At 41.3% G+C, this 21057-nt stretch carries 16 protein-coding genes; 4 read left to right on the top strand and 12 right to left on the bottom strand.

Features of this window, described 5'->3' with window-relative positions; translation table 11 throughout:
• The first annotated feature begins 28 nt into the window (after nucleotides 1-28).
• The gene (locus MKY54_RS15150) at nucleotides 29-715 is read left to right on the top strand and encodes an ABC transporter ATP-binding protein (protein ID WP_076125710.1); all 687 of its coding nucleotides are present in this window, start codon (nucleotides 29-31) and stop codon (nucleotides 713-715) included.
• Nucleotides 712-3300, top strand: a complete 2589-nt coding sequence (locus tag MKY54_RS15145) for an FtsX-like permease family protein (protein WP_339191029.1) — start codon at nucleotides 712-714, stop codon at nucleotides 3298-3300. The genes MKY54_RS15150 and MKY54_RS15145 overlap by 4 nt, the downstream gene beginning before the upstream one ends.
• Nucleotides 3301-3529: 229 nt before the next feature.
• Here the strand turns inward: MKY54_RS15145 and MKY54_RS15140 are convergent, their stop codons facing one another.
• The 8 genes from MKY54_RS15140 to MKY54_RS15105 form a co-directional block, all read right to left on the bottom strand.
• Nucleotides 3530-6319 carry a glycoside hydrolase family 3 C-terminal domain-containing protein gene (locus MKY54_RS15140; protein WP_339191026.1) on the bottom strand — a complete coding sequence of 930 codons (2790 nt, stop codon included), beginning with the start codon at nucleotides 6317-6319 and terminating at the stop codon, nucleotides 3530-3532.
• Nucleotides 6320-6499: 180 nt separating this feature from the next.
• A complete protein-coding gene (locus tag MKY54_RS15135) occupies nucleotides 6500-7981 on the bottom strand; it encodes an Lsa family ABC-F type ribosomal protection protein (RefSeq protein WP_339191023.1) in 1482 nt (493 codons plus the stop codon).
• Nucleotides 7982-8282: 301 nt separating this feature from the next.
• Complete coding sequence (locus MKY54_RS15130; RefSeq protein ID WP_339191021.1) at nucleotides 8283-9191, bottom strand: NAD(P)/FAD-dependent oxidoreductase; 909 nt, start codon at nucleotides 9189-9191, stop codon at nucleotides 8283-8285.
• Between the two features lie 279 nt (nucleotides 9192-9470).
• Nucleotides 9471-9983 (bottom strand): DinB family protein, encoded by a 513-nt coding sequence (locus tag MKY54_RS15125; RefSeq protein ID WP_076125721.1) that lies wholly within the window; start codon nucleotides 9981-9983, stop codon nucleotides 9471-9473.
• Nucleotides 9984-10396: 413 nt separating this feature from the next.
• The gene (locus tag MKY54_RS15120) at nucleotides 10397-10942 is read right to left on the bottom strand and encodes a CueP family metal-binding protein (protein WP_076278438.1); all 546 of its coding nucleotides are present in this window, start codon (nucleotides 10940-10942) and stop codon (nucleotides 10397-10399) included.
• A gap of 212 nt (nucleotides 10943-11154) precedes the next feature.
• Entirely contained in the window at nucleotides 11155-12021 is an 867-nt protein-coding gene (locus MKY54_RS15115) for an SDR family oxidoreductase (protein WP_339174188.1), read from the bottom strand.
• Nucleotides 12022-12216: 195 nt separating this feature from the next.
• The gene (locus tag MKY54_RS15110) at nucleotides 12217-13968 is read right to left on the bottom strand and encodes a HAMP domain-containing sensor histidine kinase (protein WP_339191019.1); all 1752 of its coding nucleotides are present in this window, start codon (nucleotides 13966-13968) and stop codon (nucleotides 12217-12219) included.
• Nucleotides 13965-14720 carry a response regulator transcription factor gene (locus MKY54_RS15105; RefSeq protein ID WP_339191016.1) on the bottom strand — a complete coding sequence of 252 codons (756 nt, stop codon included), beginning with the start codon at nucleotides 14718-14720 and terminating at the stop codon, nucleotides 13965-13967. The genes MKY54_RS15110 and MKY54_RS15105 overlap by 4 nt, the downstream gene beginning before the upstream one ends.
• A gap of 191 nt (nucleotides 14721-14911) precedes the next feature.
• Between MKY54_RS15105 and MKY54_RS15100 the strand changes: the two genes are divergently transcribed.
• Both MKY54_RS15100 and MKY54_RS15095 read left to right on the top strand, forming a co-directional pair.
• Nucleotides 14912-15943: a M23 family metallopeptidase gene (locus tag MKY54_RS15100; protein ID WP_076184558.1), complete on the top strand. Its 1032-nt coding sequence runs from the start codon at nucleotides 14912-14914 to the stop codon at nucleotides 15941-15943.
• 200 nt (nucleotides 15944-16143) lie between these two features.
• Nucleotides 16144-17019, top strand: a complete 876-nt coding sequence (locus MKY54_RS15095; protein WP_076303784.1) for a deoxyribonuclease IV — start codon at nucleotides 16144-16146, stop codon at nucleotides 17017-17019.
• Between the two features lie 44 nt (nucleotides 17020-17063).
• Here MKY54_RS15095 and MKY54_RS15090 read toward each other — a convergent pair whose 3' ends face one another.
• From MKY54_RS15090 to MKY54_RS15075, 4 genes are all read right to left on the bottom strand, one after another.
• Nucleotides 17064-17387: a hypothetical protein gene (locus tag MKY54_RS15090; protein WP_036677934.1), complete on the bottom strand. Its 324-nt coding sequence runs from the start codon at nucleotides 17385-17387 to the stop codon at nucleotides 17064-17066.
• Between the two features lie 84 nt (nucleotides 17388-17471).
• Complete coding sequence (locus MKY54_RS15085; protein ID WP_076184556.1) at nucleotides 17472-18692, bottom strand: GNAT family N-acetyltransferase; 1221 nt, start codon at nucleotides 18690-18692, stop codon at nucleotides 17472-17474.
• Nucleotides 18693-18786: 94 nt separating this feature from the next.
• Nucleotides 18787-20154: a Na+/H+ antiporter NhaC gene (gene nhaC / locus MKY54_RS15080; protein ID WP_076278433.1), complete on the bottom strand. Its 1368-nt coding sequence runs from the start codon at nucleotides 20152-20154 to the stop codon at nucleotides 18787-18789.
• 223 nt (nucleotides 20155-20377) lie between these two features.
• The gene (locus tag MKY54_RS15075) at nucleotides 20378-21004 is read right to left on the bottom strand and encodes an HAD family hydrolase (protein WP_076278432.1); all 627 of its coding nucleotides are present in this window, start codon (nucleotides 21002-21004) and stop codon (nucleotides 20378-20380) included.
• Nucleotides 21005-21057 lie beyond the last annotated feature (53 nt).

Raw genomic sequence — 21057 nt, 5'->3', positions numbered from 1 at the left:
GTAACCCATCAGAAAGGAGACTCACATAATGGAGTTTTTAAAAATTGAAAATTTATGCAAAGTCTACGGTAAGGGAAATAATCAAGTTACTGCGCTTGACCATGTTTCACTTACAATTGAAAAGGGAGGATTCACCGCAATCATCGGTTCGTCCGGCTCGGGCAAATCTACATTGCTTCACAGCGTCGGGGGCGTAGACGTACCGACAAGCGGAAAGGTATATTTGAACGGGCAAGATGTATATAGCCAAAGCAATGAAAAACTCGCCATCTTCCGCAGACGGCAAGTTGGACTGATTTACCAATTTCACAACCTCATTCCCACTCTGAATGTAGTGGAAAATATCACTTTGCCTATCCTTATGGACAAGCGCAAGGTCAACGAGGAAAGGCTAAATGACCTGCTCGAAATGCTTGGGTTGCAAGATCGAAAAACGCATTTACCCAATCAGCTTTCAGGTGGTCAGCAACAGCGTGTTTCCATAGGACGCGCTTTGATGAATGCCCCGGCGGTCATGCTTGCCGACGAACCCACGGGCAGCTTAGATAGCCGAAATGGACATGAAATCATCAAGCTGCTCAAAGAAAGCAATAAAAAATATGGGCAGACCCTGATCCTCGTCACCCATGACGAAAATATTGCCCTGCAAGCAGACCGTATTATCGGTATAACAGACGGCAAAGTAACGCGGGATGAACAGGTGGTTCGGCCATGAATATTTTTAACAAAGTCACACTGCAAAGTATGAAAAAAAGCCGTTCCCGAACGATTGTCACGGTGATCGGAGTTGTTCTGTCCGCCGCCATGATTACGGCTGTCGCTACCTTTGGCACTTCCCTGTTAAATTATCTGGTAAACGGTTCTATTGCGAAATACGGCGGTTGGCACGTTGAGTTTTTGGATGTTGATTCCTCTTTCGTGCAAGAGAGAACCCATGACAGTAAAGTTGCAAACAGCGCAGCATTTGAAAATATCGGTTATGCAACGCTTGAAGGCGGGAAAAGCCCTGAAAAGCCCTATCTTTTCATCACCGGATTCAGTGAGGAAGCCTTTGATACCTTACCCACAAGCCTGATTTCCGGCAGGCTTCCTGAAAATAGCAAGGAGATTCTCGTCCCGTCTCACGTTACTGCAAAGGGCGGTGTTAGATTTAAGTTGGGCGACACACTTTCACTTTCTGTTGGAAGCCGATTGAATGGAAACAAGAATCTCGGCCAACACGACCCTTATCAGACCGGGGGTGAATCGGGAGAGGACAAAGAAACCCTTGTTCCAAAATCAGAGAGAACCTACAAGGTTGTAGGTATCTGCGAAAGACCCAGTTTTGAGGAACATTCCGCACCGGGATACACCTTGATAACGAAAGCAGATCCTAAAGACCAAGCGGACAACTTCAGTATATTTGTCACACTGAAAAATCCGCACGGTGTAACGGCTTACGCAAGCAGTACAGTCGGAGCAGGAGCTTATGTCTTTAACGATGATGTACTGCGCTTCATGGGCGCTTCGGACAATAAACTGTTCAACACGCTTCTGTACTCAGTTGGCGGCATTTTGGTTGCCATAATAATGATAGGCTCGATTTTTCTGATTTATAACTCGTTCAACATCTCGCTGAACGAACGCACACGCCAGTTCGGGATTCTCGCATCGGTGGGTGCAACGGCAAGGCAACTGCGAAATTCTGTGCTATTTGAGGGACTTTGCATTGGTGCAGTCGGCATACCTATTGGCATTATGGTCGGCATAGGCAGTATCGGACTTGTAATTCCTATGGTTGCCGAGAATTTCGGGAAAACTTTCCACAGCACCGTGCCTTTAAACCTATCGTTGTCTGTCCCCGCAATTGTCGCAGCTACAGCAGTCAGTTTAGTTACCATTTTGATTTCAGCCTATATCCCGGCCAGAAAAGCTGCAAATACTCCCGTGATGGAGAATATTCGTCAGACCAACGAGGTCAAAACCGAATCGAAAGCGGTAAAAACATCAAAATTTGCACAGCGTATTTACGGTTTGGAGGGTACACTTGCGTTAAAAAACTTTAAAAGAAACAAAAAACGTTATCGCAGCATTGTGTTATCGCTCACTTTAAGCGTCGTGCTGTTTGTATCGGGAAGTGCTTTTGGAACAACTCTAAAACGACTTTCAGAACAGTTGATAATGGACATGGACTATGACATTCTTTTTACCACTCAGGTGACGGACGACAGCGAAATGATCCCGCTTTACAACAAACTTAAAACCTCTGACGGGGTTTATGAAAGCTCGTACCAAACCGTTTATGTGTATACATCCGTAATTAAGGCAAGCGATTTTTCAGACCGTTACCGGGAATACGCGGGGTATACTACGCCGGACGAAACGGTTCAACTACCCATGGACATCCAGTTTATTGAGGACAGCAAATATCTGAGTTTTATCAAAGAATTGGGTTTGTCTGCAGATGAATATACCGGGCAGGACGCGAAGATGATTGCCGTTGCCAAAAAGCGGATTGATAATAATGAAAGGCCAAGCGAAGTGTTTAATATGTTTGCAAATCATTCCATGACATTTAGTGTCGCCCCCCAAACAAATGACAAGCAAATGATGGAACAGGGGCAAAGCATAAACATTACGTTTGTCGATACGTACCCGGTGGATCCGCCTCCAAGGCAATCTTTAGAGCAGCGGCCATACGTTTTTATGGTGGTAGCTCCCTATTCACTTAAAGAGAACTTTAAAAGCCCGGATACCCATGCGGAAATGGGCCTGGCCTTTCTTTCAAATAATCCCTCGCAATCGGTGGCTGAAATGGAAGCGATCATTCAGGACACGGGAATGATGTCTGCTTATACCCTTTACAATGTCCATACAATAGTTGAACAATACCGCAGTTTAATATTTGTTATTGATGTGTTCACCTATGTTTTTGTTATTATGATTTCCCTGATTGCGGTTGCAAATGTATTCAATACTATTTCCACAAATATCAGACTGCGCAGGCGGGAACTTGCCATGCTCCGCTCGTTGGGGATGTCCGACCGCGATTTCAATAAGATGATGAGTTTTGAGTGTTTCTTTTATGGGATGAGGACGTTGCTGTTCGGAATTCCAATAGCGGGAATCATCTCGTGGCTGATTTATGAAGGGTTAGTGGCCGTAGAAAGGATAGATAACTTTAATTTTGTATTCCCGTGGGGCAGTATGGCAATTAGCGTGTTTGGCGTAATCTTTATCGTGTTTATTACAATGTTGTATGCCATTAGCAAGATAAAAAAAGAAAATATCATTGACGCGCTTCGGGATGATTTGGCTTGATTTTAATACCGATATTAAGATCAGGTTTTACTGCAAAATTGTGGACATACGGCTTTCTATGTATTCAAATTTAAACTTCACCAAAAAGTAAATCCTCCAATATAGATTATTTACAATTCAACAGTAATCGTTCGGCTGTGTGCCTAAACAATTATGTTTATCGTAAACATCCTTATTGGAGGATTTGCATTAGCGCAGGGTTTTTCCTTTAACTTATATTTAGAGCTACTTAGTCAACTTTATTAAATTCGATCCAGTCGATCTGTAAACCTGGTTTAATGAATTCCAGTTTCATTTCATAAAGACCTGCTTCGAGTTCTACTTTCACAAGCTTTTGTCTAATCCATTGACCTTCTGTCCCGTTGGTTTGAATGGTTGTCATCAATTGATCATTCAAATTAACATTGCATGCACTTTGAGCCAGCTCAGGTTCTGTTGACATGATATGCACGAGGATCCGATATTGTCCAGCTTGGCCAACTTCAAAGAAAGTCGATCCTTCAACTGCTGGCTTAACCTGTGGATTTTGAGATAAGGATTGTACTTGTTCTGCAGTAAGTGAAGGATTAGCCTTAAAGGACTCAACTGTTTCAACAATTTGCTGTTTTCTCGAGAATACTGGAGCATGTATGATGAACTCACAAATATTCATTGCAGAACGTTGCAGCTCTCCTCTAGTCAAAGATCCATTTTCCAAGGATTCAATGGTGTTGTCATTCCATCCATTAATTTCGGCGCCATAGTTAGCTACAACCATGTACAGGTCATTTTGTGCACGGACCATCCAATTTGTAAATTTCCGGTCTGCAGCTCCACCATTAACGACATCATTCATGATAGCCCACCAGTCTGTCATGACAATACCTTTGAAGCCCCATTCTCCGCGGAGAATTGTAGTGTTCAAATCGTAATTTGAAGCGGCCCAATGTCCATTAACAGGGTTATAGGAGGTCATAATTGAATTCGCTCCACCCTGCTTCACTGCAATTTCAAAACCTTTCAAATAAATCTCGCGAAGCGCACGTTCCGACACAACAGCGTCCACTTTACTGCGATGTTTCTCCTGATTATTGCAGGCAAAATGCTTCAGCGTGGCATTAGAGCCACCTTTCATAATCCCACGTGTACATGCAGCGGCAAACACCCCAGAGATCAAAGGATCTTCAGAAAAATACTCAAAGTTGCGGCCATTAAGCGGGCTGCGACGAATATTTAGACCTGGTCCAAGCAAGGTGTCTATGTTGTTTCTTACCAACTCTTGTCCTTCTAACACATACAGCTCTTCGACTAATGCGGCATTCCAAGTAGCTGCAAGAAGCGTTCCGATCGCAACCTGAGTCGCTTTCGCTCCACTATCCATACGAATTCCTGAAGGACCATCTGCCGTACATGCAACAGGGATTCCTAAGTTATATAGACTATCACTTACTCCTCCAAATGCAGAAGCTGTACCCGGTGTAACCAATGGGCTGCTCATACCTTCACCCCGTACAATGGCAGCCAAATCATCGTCACTAAGCTGGGCAATAAAAGCTTCCATACTAACTTTTTGTTCAAATACATCTCTTAATTTATGCCCTTGATTGCCTGTCTGGGAGATCGTTGTTGGTAGATTGCTCTCGATCCGTTCTGCTAACGAAATCTTGCGTGTTGGAACCTCTGCATAAACAAGTTCATATGAACCGTCTGCTTTTTGAACACCTGGTTGCATTCTTGTAAAGCTTTGCGTGGGTGCAAGAGCTTCTTGTAACTGTTCCACAACTTGAAGAGTTTCCACGACATAGCCGCTATTCCCTTCAACCTTGACTTCCTCCACTTTTTTAACACTCGTTCCCACAAATATGCGGTACGTGCCTTCTTCTAGCACATAAGCGGAAGCATGCCCTGACACACCAGCATCATCATAGGAAGCCATTGAATGAACAGGGAAACTCACGGTAAGACGTTGAGCTTCGCCTGGCTGAAGGACTTCTGTTTTTGCGAAGGCTGCCAAAGCTTTAGCAGGCTGTCCCAATTTTCCTTGTGGAGCTTCATAATAGACCTGAACAACCTCTTTTCCAGCAAAGGTAGTTCCTGTATTAGTTACGGTTACGCCGACTTCAACATTAAGTTCGCCAGCTTTGTAAATAAGTTTAGCTTCTTCTGGCTCGAGCTTAAACGTGGTATACGATATTCCATAACCAAATTCATATTGAACCTTTTCTGGGCAAAATGTCTCGAAATAACGATAACCAACATAGATATCTTCCTGATAAAGGTTTGTAAATTCATTACCGTAGTTGTGTGTTGACGGGTAATCGTTGATGGAATATGCGATCGTGTCTGTTAATTTTCCGCTTGGAGTTACTTCTCCAGCCAGCACGTCCGCAATTGCATTACCACCTTCCATTCCCCCCTGCCAAGAGTAGATGACAGACGAAATCGGATTTTTATAGCTTTCATCGTTCAGCCAGCTCATATCAATAATATTAGAGACGTTCAGTACAACAATCGTTTGCTCAAAATATGTAGTTACCTGCTTCAGCATCGCCTTTTCATCAGCTGTTAGTTGGTAGCTTCCTGAACCATCGACATTATCCTGATCTTCTCCTGCTGTACGTCCGATTACAATGATTGCTTTGTTCGATTTACTTCTAGCCTCAGCTACCAATTCGTCGGATAAAAGCATTTCCTTCTGGTTCCATGGCTCTGCAGCCCAAACGCCGCCACCATTATCAAACGGATTTTGCTCAATCCACTTCTCATATACTGCTGCCAAATCTTCGTTGATCGTAAGGTTCTTTTTACTGCGAAGACCGCCCAGCAGGTTGGTCGTATAAGTAACATGAACACTACCGCCCGAACCAGTACCACTGCGATAATAATTCACTTGAGTTCTGCCAAAAACAGCAACATTATCACTTTCAGCAAGCGGAAGCACCTGATGATCATTCTTCAACAGTACTGCACCTTCTGCTGCTACCGTTCGGCTAAATTCTGCAAAACCTTCTAATGGAATTCCCACACTCTGTGTACTCAACTTGTTTCCTCCTGTTGTTCAATTCTATAGGTTGTTTCTTTAGGCATCAATTACATATCATAAAGTTTAACTATACCATTATAGTACATTGGATAACTGTAATATATATAATAATTATCTTTATTAATATAATAATATTGGTCTGTTAGAGTTGGAAATTTTCAATCGATGTTAAAAATATCAGCTAAGTTCAATGATCTTCGTGGCAACATTATGGCAAAATTCGCGATCATGCTCCACAAAAACGAGTGTTGGTGTATATTCAAGCAATAGCTCCTCAATTTGCATACGTGAAATAACATCAATAAAATTAAGCGGTTCATCCCAAATATACAAATGAGCTTTTTCACTAAGACTTTTGGCGATCAGGACTTTTTTCTTTTGGCCGCCACTGTAAGTGGATATATCCTTATCAAATTGAATTCTAGAGAAATCAAGCTTTCGCAGAATAGATTTAAAAAGACTTTCATCTATCCCATTCTCTCTAGCATAATCTGTTAAATCGCCCCGTAGATCTGAAGTGTCTTGTGATACGTAGGAAATGATAAGCTGGCTATCCTTAGTGAAGGTGCCGGTATAATCTATCTCCTCACCGGAAATCAATTTGATGATACTTGATTTGCCGGAACCATTTTTACCCGAGAGTGCAATTCTCTCCCCTTGCTCAATGGTAAAGCTTACTTCTGAACATACCCTTTTCTCTCCGTAAAAAACCGAAACATTGTCCAGCTCCGCAAGATGACGTTTATGATAAGCAAGCTGCGTAATCTCTAAGTTCTCAGAATTTTCGATGTTTTTAAGAAGCTTAGACTTTTCGTTGATAGCAGATTGCTGTCTTTGCTCGATGGCTTTAGAGCGTTTCATCATTTTAGCGGCCTTGTGCCCAACATAACCTTTATCTAACTTAGATCCAGAATTTCTAGTTCCATTTTTAGTTTTTTCCACCTCATGTGACCAGTTACCTGTTCGTTTAGATGAGGCTGACAAGCGTTTGATATCTCTTCTAAGTTTTTCGTCTTCCGCTATCTCAAAGTTATCTTGTCTGACTTTATTCTCCCACCAGCTAGAAAAATTGCCCTTTTGAATCTCTATATTGGTTTTGTTGATTGATAAAATGTGGTCCACACAATTATCAAGAAAGGATCTGTCGTGAGAAACCAGAATATATCCACTTTTCGTATTGAGGTAATCACTGACAAGCTTTCTTGCCGTCATATCCAAATGATTTGTAGGTTCATCAATCAACAGGAAGCTATTTTCCTTAATGAATAATGTGGCTAACAGCACTTTCGTTTGCTCTCCGTTAGACAATGAATCAAAGGGACGATATAACACATCCTCAGAAACCTTTAGCAAAGAAAGCTCACGCATTAACTTCCAATGAATATAATCCGGAAAAATCTCGCTGATCACATCTATGGTGTTAAGCTCCTTGTTATTCACCTGAAAGGGGAAATATTCAAAGCTGACATGAGCAGAAATATTACCGCTGTATTCATGCTTTCCAAGCAATAAGCTAAGAAATGTAGTCTTTCCTCGACCATTTCTCCCTGTGAAACCTAATTTCCAATCGGTATCGATTTGAAAGTTTACGTTCTCAAATATGTTATCGTAGCTGCCTTCATAGGCAAATGTTAGATTTGTGACATTTATTAATGACATAAAATAATCCTCCTGTATTTTAACAAAATAAAAGCCACAAGAAAGTTACTTTCTTGTGACTCAAATAAATACAGCAAATCCAGCCCCAAATGGAGTTAGATATGGATATATTTTCGAGTGAAAAGAAGTAGTAACTTTCTTGCATACAAAGAATAAAACAAACGAAATAAACCATTGTTGTTGTTTTATTCATCATGGGACGCAAGAATAATTACTACACTATACTTTTCAACTCCGATCATTAATTTGTAATTATGTTATCATGCATACTTATTATTTTCAACTTCCTACCCATAATTCGTTAAAAAAGTTCAAATTCTTCTTCTATAAGATCCATATTTACACTCATAGCTGTCCGACTCCCGTCAGCCGCGGCAAACACTAACTGAGAAGGCATAAAATAAGAAACATCTCCAGCCGAATATAATCCTGGAATCGAGGTTCTCCCCGCACCATCCGTGCTAAACCCACCAGAATCATTCCGCTTTACAGTCAAATGGTCTACGATTGATGACGTTTGGATCAAATTCGGAGAAATAAACCCTCCCGTTCTTAAGATCTCAGTACCATCTGCAAAGCGAACCGCCTGAAGTTGCCCGTCATGACCCATAAAAGAGGAAACTGTTTGTTCATTGACTACAACTCCCTTAGCCTCAAGACTTTTTTTCTGTTCATCTGAAAGGAATGTCTTGCCGTTCGTGCAGATAACCAAATCTTTACTCCAATTGAGCAGCATTTTAGCCATATGAAAAACATGTGGATTTTCGCAAACAACGACAAGGGGTTGATCTCGTAATTCCCAGCCGTCACAATACGGGCAATTAAACAGACTTTTTCCGTATAATGGTCGTAGGCCCTCTATCTCAGGAAGGACCTCTTTTAACCCGGTCGCCAAAATCAATCTGCGAGCTTCAATGTGACGACCAAACGAATCATGTACCGCAAATCCAGAATCATTTTTGTTAATCGAAATAATCTCAGTCTGGATATGCTCAACTGACGGATAACGTAGTACCTCCTCATACGCAATACGACGAAACTCGGCTGGTGTAACCCCGTCTCTTGTAATAAAACCATGTGATGCATGGGTAACAGCATTCCTTGGCTGATTATTATCAATTAAAGCTACTTTTCTTCTTGCCCTACCAAGAACAAGGGCTGCGTTCAAGCCTGCGGGTCCACCACCAACAATAATGCAATCGTAAATCATATGAATCATCTCCTATATGCAGATATTAAAGACTCTTTTTGTCTATTATTAAACCAAAAAAATATTCGTTCCATCATAGACTTAATGAATCTATAATATCTCCAAATTAGCTAAAGTGTCAACCCAAACTTTCCGATCCTCCGTGAGTTTTATTTAGTGTAATACTAGAAAAAAGTAAATAAGCCCATTACCGTATGTTTGGAGGTAACTTAATACTCCAATATATCAGGTAAGAGCTATATGTTGAACTTACTTGGCAGTGCAGGGCTTCCTCACTTATCAACCTTCACCGTTTGCTAATTCTAAATCATCAGCCGAGGGTCCGTAAAGACCAGGTACCGGCACGTCAAGCAGCCGCAGATAAACTCCAAGCTGCGCCCGGTGGTGAACCATATGATTCAATCCGATGGTACGAAGCGCAGCTGCCCGTGTCTGACGACGGATGATCTGCTCCCCGTTCCGCAAGGTCCACTCCGCGCCGAGCATCTCCACATTGCTTGCAGTAATTAATTCCTCAATCTCACGAGCTTTCAGGTCGAACTCTTGTAGAACCGCGTCGGGACTCTCCAGTGCTTCTCGTCGATATGCCACAGATGCCAAATCAAACTCCGAGTAAAGTAGAATTGCAGATTGCCAGCTCAGAAGGTTAACGAGGTGTGTGGCCAGCCCACCCAGGCTCATTGACTTAGAGTGTGGTTTCCATGTCATATTCTCTTGAGGCAGCTTCTCCAGTATCCGACGTGTACCAGCCAGCTCTTGCAAAACATCCCCAATGATCAGCTCTTTAACCATTCATCTCTCTCCTCTCTTCTGTAAAGCAATTTCTTTTGATCATTCGTGTGATACTTTTGATTTCTTTTCCCAAACACTTTCTAACTCTCCGCTAGATCGGACCGAGGTGCACTTATTTCGTAGATTTATAGCATTTCACCAGGTTATCGGACCCAGATGCAGTTATTTCCCTAAATACACTCCAATTCTGTGCCATTACAAGCCAATAAGAGCTATGCAGTCCGATAAGCTTGAAAAATGCAGCGAAAATCTAAAATAGCTGCAATGGAGTCCGATACGATGGACATTTGGCGAAAGTCCAATACAGAATACATCAGAAGGAAGATCTAATTGGATTATCAATAACGACTTCGACATCGCTTAAGAAACATCCTGCTGAGCATTCGCTTTTCAAGTCTTCTCTCTGCAACTTTTTAGATACTTTCTGCCAATTGCATAGTTGTAACACATGTATTATCACTCTTAAAAGTGGAAAGCTCAGATTTTGCTGTTTTTCCGTCCTGCTCAATGGTTACGTTATATTGTTTGTCCCGGGGCAACCAAAGATCAATAAATCCGTTAGATAGCGATTTCATTTCTTGATCCACAATCACATTGCCTTCGCTGTCTTCGATATATACTTTAAACTCATCATCCGTTAATTCCCCTTGGCAGCCAGTCAAGCTATGTGTTGCGCAAGGATGCGTATTCTCCACATATGGAGCTATAGAAACAAAAAACTCATCTTTAGGCAAGTCGTAAGTTTTCTCTTTATTGTTACTATCGGTTACAATAAGTTGCTCAGAAGTGATAGACGCGGACAGGTTTTCCAGACTGCTTGAACTATATTCTTGCACTAATTGCTTAATGTCGGTTGTATCTTGTGCTGAAGGCGTATCCTTATCGATACCTCCCAATAACAAATACGCACCTAATGCAACAACCGCCGCTCCCGATACCACCAAGATATTTCTTTTCATTTGTAATCATCTCCTTCGCTTATTCGCCAGATTATGTACTCACTCAAAGTATCTTCCATTTCTTTTAGTATAACTAGTTAAACTAAACTAACACAATTATGAACAAGGCAAAATAGTGAAAAGTTATGTATTTGATTCATCCTCTATCAACACAAAAAAAGGCCTCCTCACTGGTTTTTCAACCTCGAGGAAGCCTTTTATCTTTTATATTATTATGCTTGTAAATTACCGACCATAACACGAATGACATCCGCAAGAGGAGTAGCTGAACGTTTCAGCAGTTTCTCTAAATCGCTACTTTCAATATTAAGCCAACCTTCACGAATCCCACGTTGTATAGCTACAACTATTGGAAGCGCAGCTTCTGGGACACCCACCTCCGACATGGTCTTGGCATAAGCCTCGTCGTCAACCTGGATTACTTTGATTTCTTTACCGATTACACTGCCTATGATCTCAGTCAATTCCTCTTGTGTTAAAGGGTTGCCAGACAATTCATACACTGTGTTCTCATGTCCGTCACCTGTCAGAACATTTGCTGCAGCTTCTGCATAATCTCCGCGTGTAGCCCAGCCAACTTTACCATTCCCTGCTGAAGTCACCCATGGGGCACCTGCTAGAGCACCTTGAATGGAGCCGATCTCATTCTCCAAATACCAGTTATTACGGAGGAAGCTGTAAGGAATGCCTGTTGCGCGAATAGCTTCTTCGGTGATGCGGTGAACTTCAGCAAGAAATAGTTCACTCTTGTCTGCTTGTCCTACACTTGTGTAGGCAATGAAGCCGACGCCTGCTTTTTCCGCAGCAGCAACAGCTGCTTTATGTTGACGAATCCGGGTTTCATTATCACCATCTGCAGATACAATTAATAATCGATCCACACTGGCAAATGCTGATTCCAGCGTCTCAGGTTGATCAAAATCACCATGACGGACTTCCACTCCACGTGCCTGAAGATCACTTGCTTTTTCTGGGTTCCGCACACTAACTACAAGATCACTTGCGGGTACAGTTTTAAGTAAAGCTTCTATCACCAATGATCCGAATTGACCTGTTGCTCCTGTTATTGCTATTTTCATTTTTACTTCCTCCTCAAATTAGGATGATAAATTTATTTTAACCACTACCTGTAACTATTGTAGTTACAATCAGTTTGGATGTCAACTTATTTATGATCCCAACTCTGGCTGGATAATAAACAGGAGAATTAAAAAATTATATTCAGAACAAAAAAACCACCGTCATTTCCGTTAGGAAAAACGCTGGTTCTATGATTAGCTCCAACTCAACTTAATAATGGTCCCTTGTCCAGGGCTACTCTCAACAGCAATTCTGCCCTCCATACATTCGATTAATCCCTTGGAGATCGCCATGCCAAGGCCGGATCCGTTGGAGCTAGATACGGTGTCCGTTCCTCGATAATAACGTTCAAATAATCGGTTAAGTGTGACTTCATCCATTCCATCGCCATCATCGGAAAATTGAATAGTAAATCCACTGTCCAAATCATTCATAGTAAGCGAAACCGTTAAAATCGTATCCGAGGGGTTATGAAGTAAAGCATTCGCAGTCAAATTGTTCACAACCCGCTCTAGCCATGGAGTATACAATCGGGCCCTCACTTCGTTTGGTGCCGGCACAAATATAATTCGCTGCTTCCCGTATTCGGGATTTGCAGCAGCTTGATCAAGGGTTTGATGTAACCAAGAGTTCAATTCCACTTCCATCAGCTCTGGTGGCTTGATCCCTGTTTTTAGCCGATAGGTCATGGCAAGATCACTGATCAGCATGTCCATATGGGCTGATTTATCCAGCATCGTCCTTGTAAACATGCGAACTTCCTCTTTCGACCAATCATACGAAGGCTCCGCCAGTAAATGAGCATAACCAGTTATAGAAGATAAAGGAGTTTTTAAATCATGTGTAACACCTGCGATCCATTCTTCCCTCAAATTCTCTGTTTGTTGCCGCAACGCCTGATCTCTCTGCAAATTAGCAGATAATTTCTCTATGGAGACCATTACATCAGAAAAAACCCGGTATCTCCGCCTCCATTTACCTACGTGTGTTCGACTACGACGATTTCCTTTACGGTCCAAAGGCTCTGTATATATGGCATTTCCAATAGAATCGAGCCATACAAGCATATGCAGCATTGGCGCTCCAAACCTATGAGCTTGCCATAAAGATAGCAATATAAATGCAAGCAATAAAGCCGCGAGCATTGCTAATGAGCCTTTAATGACAATTTTAACCTCTTCAGGTACCCATACCTTTTGTCCTGTATCTGCACCCTTTACGTTCGGTTGTCCAACGATCCATGTTTGGCCCGTTTGTTTATCAAAAGAAGATCGGACATGATAGCCGTAACGTTCACTGTAGAGAGTGCGTAGTGCTAGCTCTGGCACTGAGTACTTGGTGGGAATCATCTTTGGCCTATTATAGGAGAGCAGCTCCGTACCCGATGAATCAATGAGTTGAACAAAAGCCTGTGATGATTTAATTTCTCTTTCAATCGAATCAGGCAGAACCAGATCTCCATCTACTGCATCAAATGTACCTTCGCTCATTTTTTTTAACAAAGGATCTAGTGTATTTGGCGCGCCATAAAGAAGCGTGAATTGTCTCCCATTTTTCTCTTGAATCCATACAGCCAGAGTATACGGAAAAGGCTGAGTCCCTGTCCAATAGGCGACTACTTCACCCGGTCCATATTGAATTGGGACATCTTTTGGAGTGTTGTAGGCACTTTCAACTTTTCCATTTTCATCGATATTTTGCAGCCAGCCCTTATTCTTCTTCACTTGCTCCAGCAAGCTCGGGGAAAATTGAATGCCCTTCTCATCGATTTTGGAGGATTCAACCAGTTGCTCTAAGCCAACATTAGCAAAATCACGCGTAATACTGATATCGAGAAAACGCAACAGCATCCAAGTAAACGTTACTGCTGCAATAGCGAGAACAACCATTCCCGTAATTGCTAGCTGTAGAACGAACCTTAACGTTAACCGACGTTTGATATTCATGGCATGGACAACTCCTGGCGGTCTACCTTCACCAGCTTATAACCAAGACCCCTAACGTTAACAATAAATTTTGGATCGGACGGGTCTGCTTCGATACGTTCTCTAATTCGATGAATATGAACCATGACCGTATTATCATCGCTCAGTGCTTCATCGCCCCATACTTTCTCATATAACTCACTTTTGCTGAAAATCTGATTAGGATGTTTGCATAAGAAGACCAGCAGTTGAAATACAAGTGCCGGACAAGCAACAGACTGACCCTCTACCAGGAGTTCTCCCGCTGTCTCATCTAGCTTAAACCTTCCGTAATCATATACATTTGCAGATTTATTGGGGACTATTTCTACACTCTTGCCAGTAGCCTGTTGGTTAGCAGAAGCAAAATATCTCCGCAGTTGTGCTCTTATACGAGCCACCACTTCAAGCGGGTTAAAGGGCTTGGTAATATAATCATCTCCGCCTATAGCAAATCCCGTTAATTTATCGAAATCAGACGTTCGAGCAGTCAGAAAAAGAATAGGGGCATCCGTCGTCTGACGGATAAAAGGGCAGATTTCGATACCACTTCGTCCGGGCAGCATTACATCCAGCACAATTAAATCATATTTTTTGGATTCACAGGCACTTACTGCTTCCTCACCTGTTTGCACTGTATCTATATTGACGTAGCCCTCCTTACGCAGCACTGTCTCCATAATGTCTAAAAGTGATACCTCATCATCAACCAATAAAATTGAAGCCTCATTCATATAAATTTTCCCTTTCACAATAGACGTTTTTAACATCATAGCATGATTTTTTTGGCTAGCAATCTTACTAATCTTAACGGAAGCTTAATTCGTATTCATTAAATAGCTAGTAAATTATGTAAGTGTTAATATAGAATTTCAGAAGAGCTAAGGATAGACTGCTACAATCGTAATACTGGGAGGCGATATATATGAACAAAAAACCTAAAAAAATCATTCATAAAGTTATTTTGAATACAAGAACTGCATTGGCTGTAGGGTCATTGTCTTTATTAATGGCTGCCTGTGGAGGAGAGAATGCAGATGTGCCGACTACTGAAAAGGCGGAGCAGACAACAAGCCCGGCCACAGCTGCCATTCTGAGCGGATTTGCTCCAGATGAACTATCAAAGATTCTACTGGACGGGAAGTACAAGGAGTTGTATGCCCGCTTTAATCAGCCTTTAAAAGATGAAATAAGTGAAGCAGAATTAACAGAGACAGGAAAAGAATTCACAAAGGGTATCCATACATTGGAAAAGGCATCGACCATGCAGCTTAATGGATTTGATCGACGCACATGGGTTAGTGATGCTGGCAATAAGGGGCTTGTCGGGATGTTTGATCCGGATGGGACGATTACATTAATTCAAGTTCAAGAGCTTACCCCTTCTCCTGAAACCGACAATGTACTAAGCAAACATGAATACGCACTGCCGTTTGAGGGAGATTGGTATGTATTTTGGGGTGGTGAGAATGTGCTTGTGAATTATCATTATGAGTTAGAAATCCAGCGTTACGCTTACGATTTTATCCAAACCAAAGATAACTATTCCTATACAGGAGATCCACTAAAAAATGAAAGCTATTATGCCTTTGGCAAAAACATCCTCGCTCCAGCGGACGGCACCGTTGTATCGGTTGTGAATGACATTAAAGACAATGAGCCAGTTGGGGTCATGAATCCGAATCAAGCTACCGGAAATATCGTTGTCATTGATCATGGCGGGGAATATAGTCATTTGGCGCATCTCAAACAAGGGTCAGTTACTGTAAAACCGGGGGATAAAGTCGAAAAAGGTGAAGTTATTGGCTTAACAGGTAATTCTGGTAATACGAGCGAGGCCCATCTACACTTCCAAATCTCAGATGGAGCTGATCTATTCACTTCCCGGGCAATCAGAGTTAAATGGGAGAAAAATTTAAAACCAATTCAAGGTGAGACTATTTCCGCCGCTAATTAGCGCTAAATTCCGGGTCGCTAAGGTTGTCTCTCATAAATAATAAATCAGATGAGACAACCTTGATCTTCCCTAAAAAACATCCTACTTTCTTGTAATACCAATACATATAATCCGGGTAATTCACAAATAATAATAGACATATAGGATATATAGTGACTAAATATGGCTCTCTTTTCAGAGGAAAGGAAGTGTCAACCCCGATGTCTTTACTCCTAGGCTCTCATGTGTCTATGACCGGAACAAAAATGCTCCTTCGAGCTAGTGAAGAGGCAGCCTCTTATGGAGCGACCACCTTCCTTTTTTATACCGGAGCCCCACAAAATACACGCCGCAAACCCATTGAAGCTTTGAATATTGAAGCAGGACATGCTCATATGAGAGATAACGGTATTTCTAATATTATTGTACACGCTCCATTTATTGTTAACTTAGGAAATACACTTTCGGCACAGGTCTTTGAGCATAGTATAGAGTTTCTTCAATCAGAAATCATAAGAACAGAAGCTTTGGGTTCAACCCAAATCGTCCTACATCCTGGCTCCCATGTTGGTGCTGGCTCTCAAGCTGGAATCTCTCGGATCGTGGAAGGCTTAAACGAAGTGCTAACAGATAAACGAAATGTTCAGGTTTCATTAGAAACTATGGCTGGAAAAGGTAGTGAATGTGGAGTCTCTTTTGAAGAACTTGCAGCTATTATTGATGGAGTCACCCATAATGAGCGTCTATCAATTTGTTTGGATACTTGCCATATCCATGATGCCGGTTATAACGTAAAAGAAGATTTTGATGGCATATTGGATAAATTTGATCGATTGATCGGAATAGAGCGACTAAAGGTAATTCACGTCAATGATTCAAAGAATATTATGGGCTCACATAAAGACAGGCACGAAAATATAGGACACGGATATATCGGCCTTCAGGCGCTTCGATATGTGGTCCACCATCCTCAACTATCAACCATTCCCAAACTCCTAGAGACTCCCTCCATCGGTGAAAAGAAATATGTAAACGCACCCTATAAGCATGAGATTTCCTTGTTAAGGGGAGAAACAGATGAGCTGGTAAAAAAATAAAAACCGCCAATTACGCGGTTTTTCATCTGTGCAGCCATGATCGACTATCCTTTTGTGGAATCAATTGTAGTAGGTGCAGTTCCATTTACCTGGAGTTTTTTTAACGAGTTTTTCTTTGCTGTTAATTCTTTGGAAAGATCAGCTTGCAGGCGATTCATGTTCTTAATTTCATCGTTAAGCTTTTTGATTCGCGTCATTTTACTGCTCAAATCTGTGTGAGACTTGCTAAATTTCATATCCTGTTCTAATTGATTAATTTTGAATTTGGATTTTTCTTTTTTGTTCTTCACGTTTTTGAGCTTGCTCTCTACCTCTATGATTTCTTGTTCTAACCTTTGGATCATTGGTTTGGTGAAATTAATCGCCATTCTTACACCCCATATCATTTAGTGTTGCCGAGAATCAATTCTACTATAAAAGAAGAAAAAAGCACACTCATTAGAGTATGCTTTTTAAAAATAATCAGAGAAATAAGGATGTTCTGGCCTGATTAACCCTTCCAGGAATTGAACTGTAGCTTCATCTGCCTGGATCCGACCGATCCTAGCCAAATAGGTAGGTCGCTTATAGCCCATTAACATCGTGGTTAAAGTAGGAATGTCAATCAACAAGGAAGGGTTAGTCCCTCCTGCGTGCAAAACACCTGTTCCATCTTTATCCACATTAAGCGTAAATGTACCCCGGTTCCATTCCAGCATCGGATCACTCAAGGTGAAGATAAGGCAACCATCTTTATCCTGTTTTTTAAACGGATACTGTTCGATAAATAATTGCACATCCACTATCCTGGCCATAAAATAAGGAGCAATGGTTTCCTTGATGTCACCATCATCTAAAACGAAGGAAAGCGGCTCCCCTTTATAAATATCCCCTTTGACAAGAGTAATCATCGAAAAATGTGCACTTATAAAGTTCCATAATCCCACGCGAGCTTCTTCGTTAATATATACCATTTCTTTGATGTAAAAGATCTCCTCAGCAACCCAATACAACAAATACCCCGTGGGCAAATCATCATTGTTATAGTAGATGCCCACTGTCATTTCATCCAGATCCCAGCGTAAATATTCTTCCCAAGCCAACTTATTTCGAAGCATAGCTCCATGATGCTGCATGGAGAACTGATCATATATCTCCTTGATATCTGGATGTTCAATAGTTACCCGCTCCACGTTCCCAGGAACTTTTTTAGTTTTCGGCAGCTGGGTATCCGGAACTTCAAATGAGATTTTATCGGTAATGATCTCCCAGCCTTTCCGCCTATAATACGGAATAGAATACGGAAATAGATAAGAAATTGATTGCTTGCGGCCCCGCATTTTAGTTAATGCATGCAACATCAGCTTATTCATTAAACCTAAATTAGCATATTCGGGATAGGTTCCAACACCCGTCAGGCCACCCATCTCATAAATTCGCCCAAAAATATTTACTTGAAATGGGTATACTGCTAACTGTGAAATCAATTTATCACCATCAAACCAACCGACCACATCAGCATACTTTAGAACTGGCAGCTTCGCTTGGGTGATTTCACGATTTTCCCAACCAAAGATTTGTAAATCACGATTCGTCACTTGAAATACATAACGCAATAAATTATTAAATTGCTCTGCATGTTTAGTCTCGACATTTGCTAACCTGATTCTATCCTGCAACTTATTGCGACTCACTAGCAATACCCCCGCTGAATTCCCCAGATATAAATCAGAAATCACTCTTATTATTCTTTATATCCGTTCAATAAATACATTCTTTCAGAGAAGGTTAGCCTAACGAGTTCTTTTGCAGCTTCGGGATCAAAGCATACGCAAACGTGATGAATGGGCTTAACCACAGAAGGGTGGCATAAGGTATATATTCAATTACCGGCACACCTAGTGTAGCAGCGAAAAAAGCACCGCTAACTCCCCAAGGAATTAAAGGATTAACAAGGGTTCCACAATCCTCTAACGTACGGGATAGTGTCTTTGCTGGAATGCCTCGGCGATTATATTCATCTTTGAACATTTGACCAGGCAACAAAATAGAAAGATACTGTTCACCAGTCATCCCATTAACCGCAATGGATGATGCGCCGCTCATAAGCACGATACTGCTTTTACGTTTGAGGGGTTGAATGATTTTGCGAAAAAAAGCCTCTATGACACCACAATGTTGTATTAGCCCGCCTAATGATAAAGCAATCAAGATAAGTGAAACGGAACTCATCATTGATTGCATTCCACCTCGGTTAACGATAGAAGCAACGGTTTCATTGGCAATAGTACTTTCGTATCCATTCTGCATCACACTGAACCAGACACCGATTTCTGCCTGCTGCTGAATAATAGCGGTCACCAGAAGACCAGTGACAATGCCAACCATCAGTGTAGGAAGGATTGGGATTCGTTTGATTGAGCAAATAATAACGGCAAGTGGTGAGATCAACGTTAACCAGTGGATATGAAATCCATCTTGTAGAGCAAACTTAATCCCCTGAATCGACGATAAATCAATCGCATCGGCTTTTGGTGCGAACAAGAAAAAGACAGTAGTTATTATAAGCGCCGGAATCGTTGTGTACATCATATTACGAATATGTGTGAACAAGGATATACCTACCACTGCAGGTGCAAAATTCGTCGTATCGGATAAGGGTGACATTTTATCACCAAAACAAGCTCCGCAAATGATCGCTCCAGCAGCAAGTGTGGGAGAAATCCCTGTCGTCAAAGCAATACCCATCAAAGCTACGCCGATCGTGCTAACGGTGGTGAATGAGCTTCCAGTAAACATAGAGACGACAATTGTGACATATAACGCGCTTACTGCAAAGTAGTTCGGATTAATATAATCCATACCATAAAATAAAAGTGTAGGCACCGTACCACTCATCATCCATACAGCGATCAATATTCCGATTAGCATGAGGATAAGAATGGGCATTATAGCTGTTTGGATGCCTTTAATGATAGCTGCCTCAATATCTTTCCATGACACGCCAAATAAACCCAATAAGACTGCTGTGCCAACTGTGGTTGCGAGAAGAGGGATATGAGGTTCTGCTTTCAATAGGAAAATAGATACAAAAAGAAGTGCGAAAATAAAAGCGATGATAATCATACTTTTTGAAAAACTAAGCTGACGGTCCATAACGATAGTGCTCCTTAACATTGTGATTGGGATAAAATTCGGAGATTGCGGTGCTTCCTTACTTTTAAGCTTTTAAGCTTTTAGGCTTTTGGGCAATGAAGCACAGAGGTAATATTAACGATAAGATAGAGAAGAGTCAATGTTAAGAACATACAATGAAGGTTTTTCCATTAAAAAAACAGAGGGCAAAATGCCGCTCTGCTATATATTCACCCTATTCACTTTACAATTGCAGCTTTAAAATATCCTGCGGAGTTTCAAATTTATATTTCGCGGGAATATGCTCATGCTGCTTGCATCCCCATAAAGCTAATCCAAAATCGACACCAGCATCTCTTGCACATTCATAATCATAGATCGTGTCTCCTATGTAAATAGATGATTCAGGGTTTGCTTTTGATACTCTAATAAATTCTAGCAAGGGGTCTGGATGTGGCTTATGCTTTGCTGTATCTTCTGCGATAACGGTATATGATAAATATTTAGTTAAGCCAAATGGAACGAAATCGTCATTTAGCTCATCTCTTGTCTTGGAAGTCACAATTCCTTGAACGATCTCTTTTGACTGTAATGAACTCATTACATCTACAATTCCGTCAAAGATGTTAATAGTATCATAGAAATCTTTCATGAAAACATTCCATCTCTCATTGCCCTCATGAATATCTTCGATCCCAAGTTGTGGTAATGAAGCTGAACCGGGAATACCTAACACAAAATAGAGCTCTGACAATTCATACTCTCTGTTATGATCCACCTTTAACATCTTTTGCAGAGAACTCAAAACAGCGATTTCTGTATCAATTAAGGTTCCATCCACATCAAAGATTACAGTGTTATAATTACGCATAACTACCTCCTATAGGATTACAACTAATACAAGATTATTAATCGTTAAGCTTA

This window comes from Paenibacillus sp. FSL P2-0121 (genome assembly GCF_037975345.1).
GTDB lineage: Bacteria > Bacillota > Bacilli > Paenibacillales > Paenibacillaceae > Paenibacillus_AQ > Paenibacillus_AQ odorifer.
The sequence above is the reverse complement of the archived record's forward strand: the minus strand, read 5'-3'. Positions and strand labels throughout refer to the sequence as shown.

Coding starts and splice junctions, on each gene's coding strand:
- MKY54_RS15105 (WP_339191016.1), bottom strand. CDS start 14,720: ATGAATGAGGCTTCAATTTTATTGGTTGATGATGAGGTATCACTTTTA.
- MKY54_RS15100 (WP_076184558.1), top strand. CDS start 14,912: ATGAACAAAAAACCTAAAAAAATCATTCATAAAGTTATTTTGAATACA.
- MKY54_RS15145 (WP_339191029.1), top strand. CDS start 712: ATGAATATTTTTAACAAAGTCACACTGCAAAGTATGAAAAAAAGCCGT.
- MKY54_RS15095 (WP_076303784.1), top strand. CDS start 16,144: ATGTCTTTACTCCTAGGCTCTCATGTGTCTATGACCGGAACAAAAATG.
- MKY54_RS15120 (WP_076278438.1), bottom strand. CDS start 10,942: ATGAAAAGAAATATCTTGGTGGTATCGGGAGCGGCGGTTGTTGCATTA.
- MKY54_RS15075 (WP_076278432.1), bottom strand. CDS start 21,004: ATGCGTAATTATAACACTGTAATCTTTGATGTGGATGGAACCTTAATT.
- MKY54_RS15135 (WP_339191023.1), bottom strand. CDS start 7,981: ATGTCATTAATAAATGTCACAAATCTAACATTTGCCTATGAAGGCAGC.
- MKY54_RS15130 (WP_339191021.1), bottom strand. CDS start 9,191: ATGATTTACGATTGCATTATTGTTGGTGGTGGACCCGCAGGCTTGAAC.
- MKY54_RS15115 (WP_339174188.1), bottom strand. CDS start 12,021: ATGAAAATAGCAATAACAGGAGCAACAGGTCAATTCGGATCATTGGTG.
- MKY54_RS15110 (WP_339191019.1), bottom strand. CDS start 13,968: ATGAATATCAAACGTCGGTTAACGTTAAGGTTCGTTCTACAGCTAGCA.
- nhaC (WP_076278433.1), bottom strand. CDS start 20,154: ATGGACCGTCAGCTTAGTTTTTCAAAAAGTATGATTATCATCGCTTTT.
- MKY54_RS15150 (WP_076125710.1), top strand. CDS start 29: ATGGAGTTTTTAAAAATTGAAAATTTATGCAAAGTCTACGGTAAGGGA.
- MKY54_RS15125 (WP_076125721.1), bottom strand. CDS start 9,983: ATGGTTAAAGAGCTGATCATTGGGGATGTTTTGCAAGAGCTGGCTGGT.
- MKY54_RS15090 (WP_036677934.1), bottom strand. CDS start 17,387: ATGGCGATTAATTTCACCAAACCAATGATCCAAAGGTTAGAACAAGAA.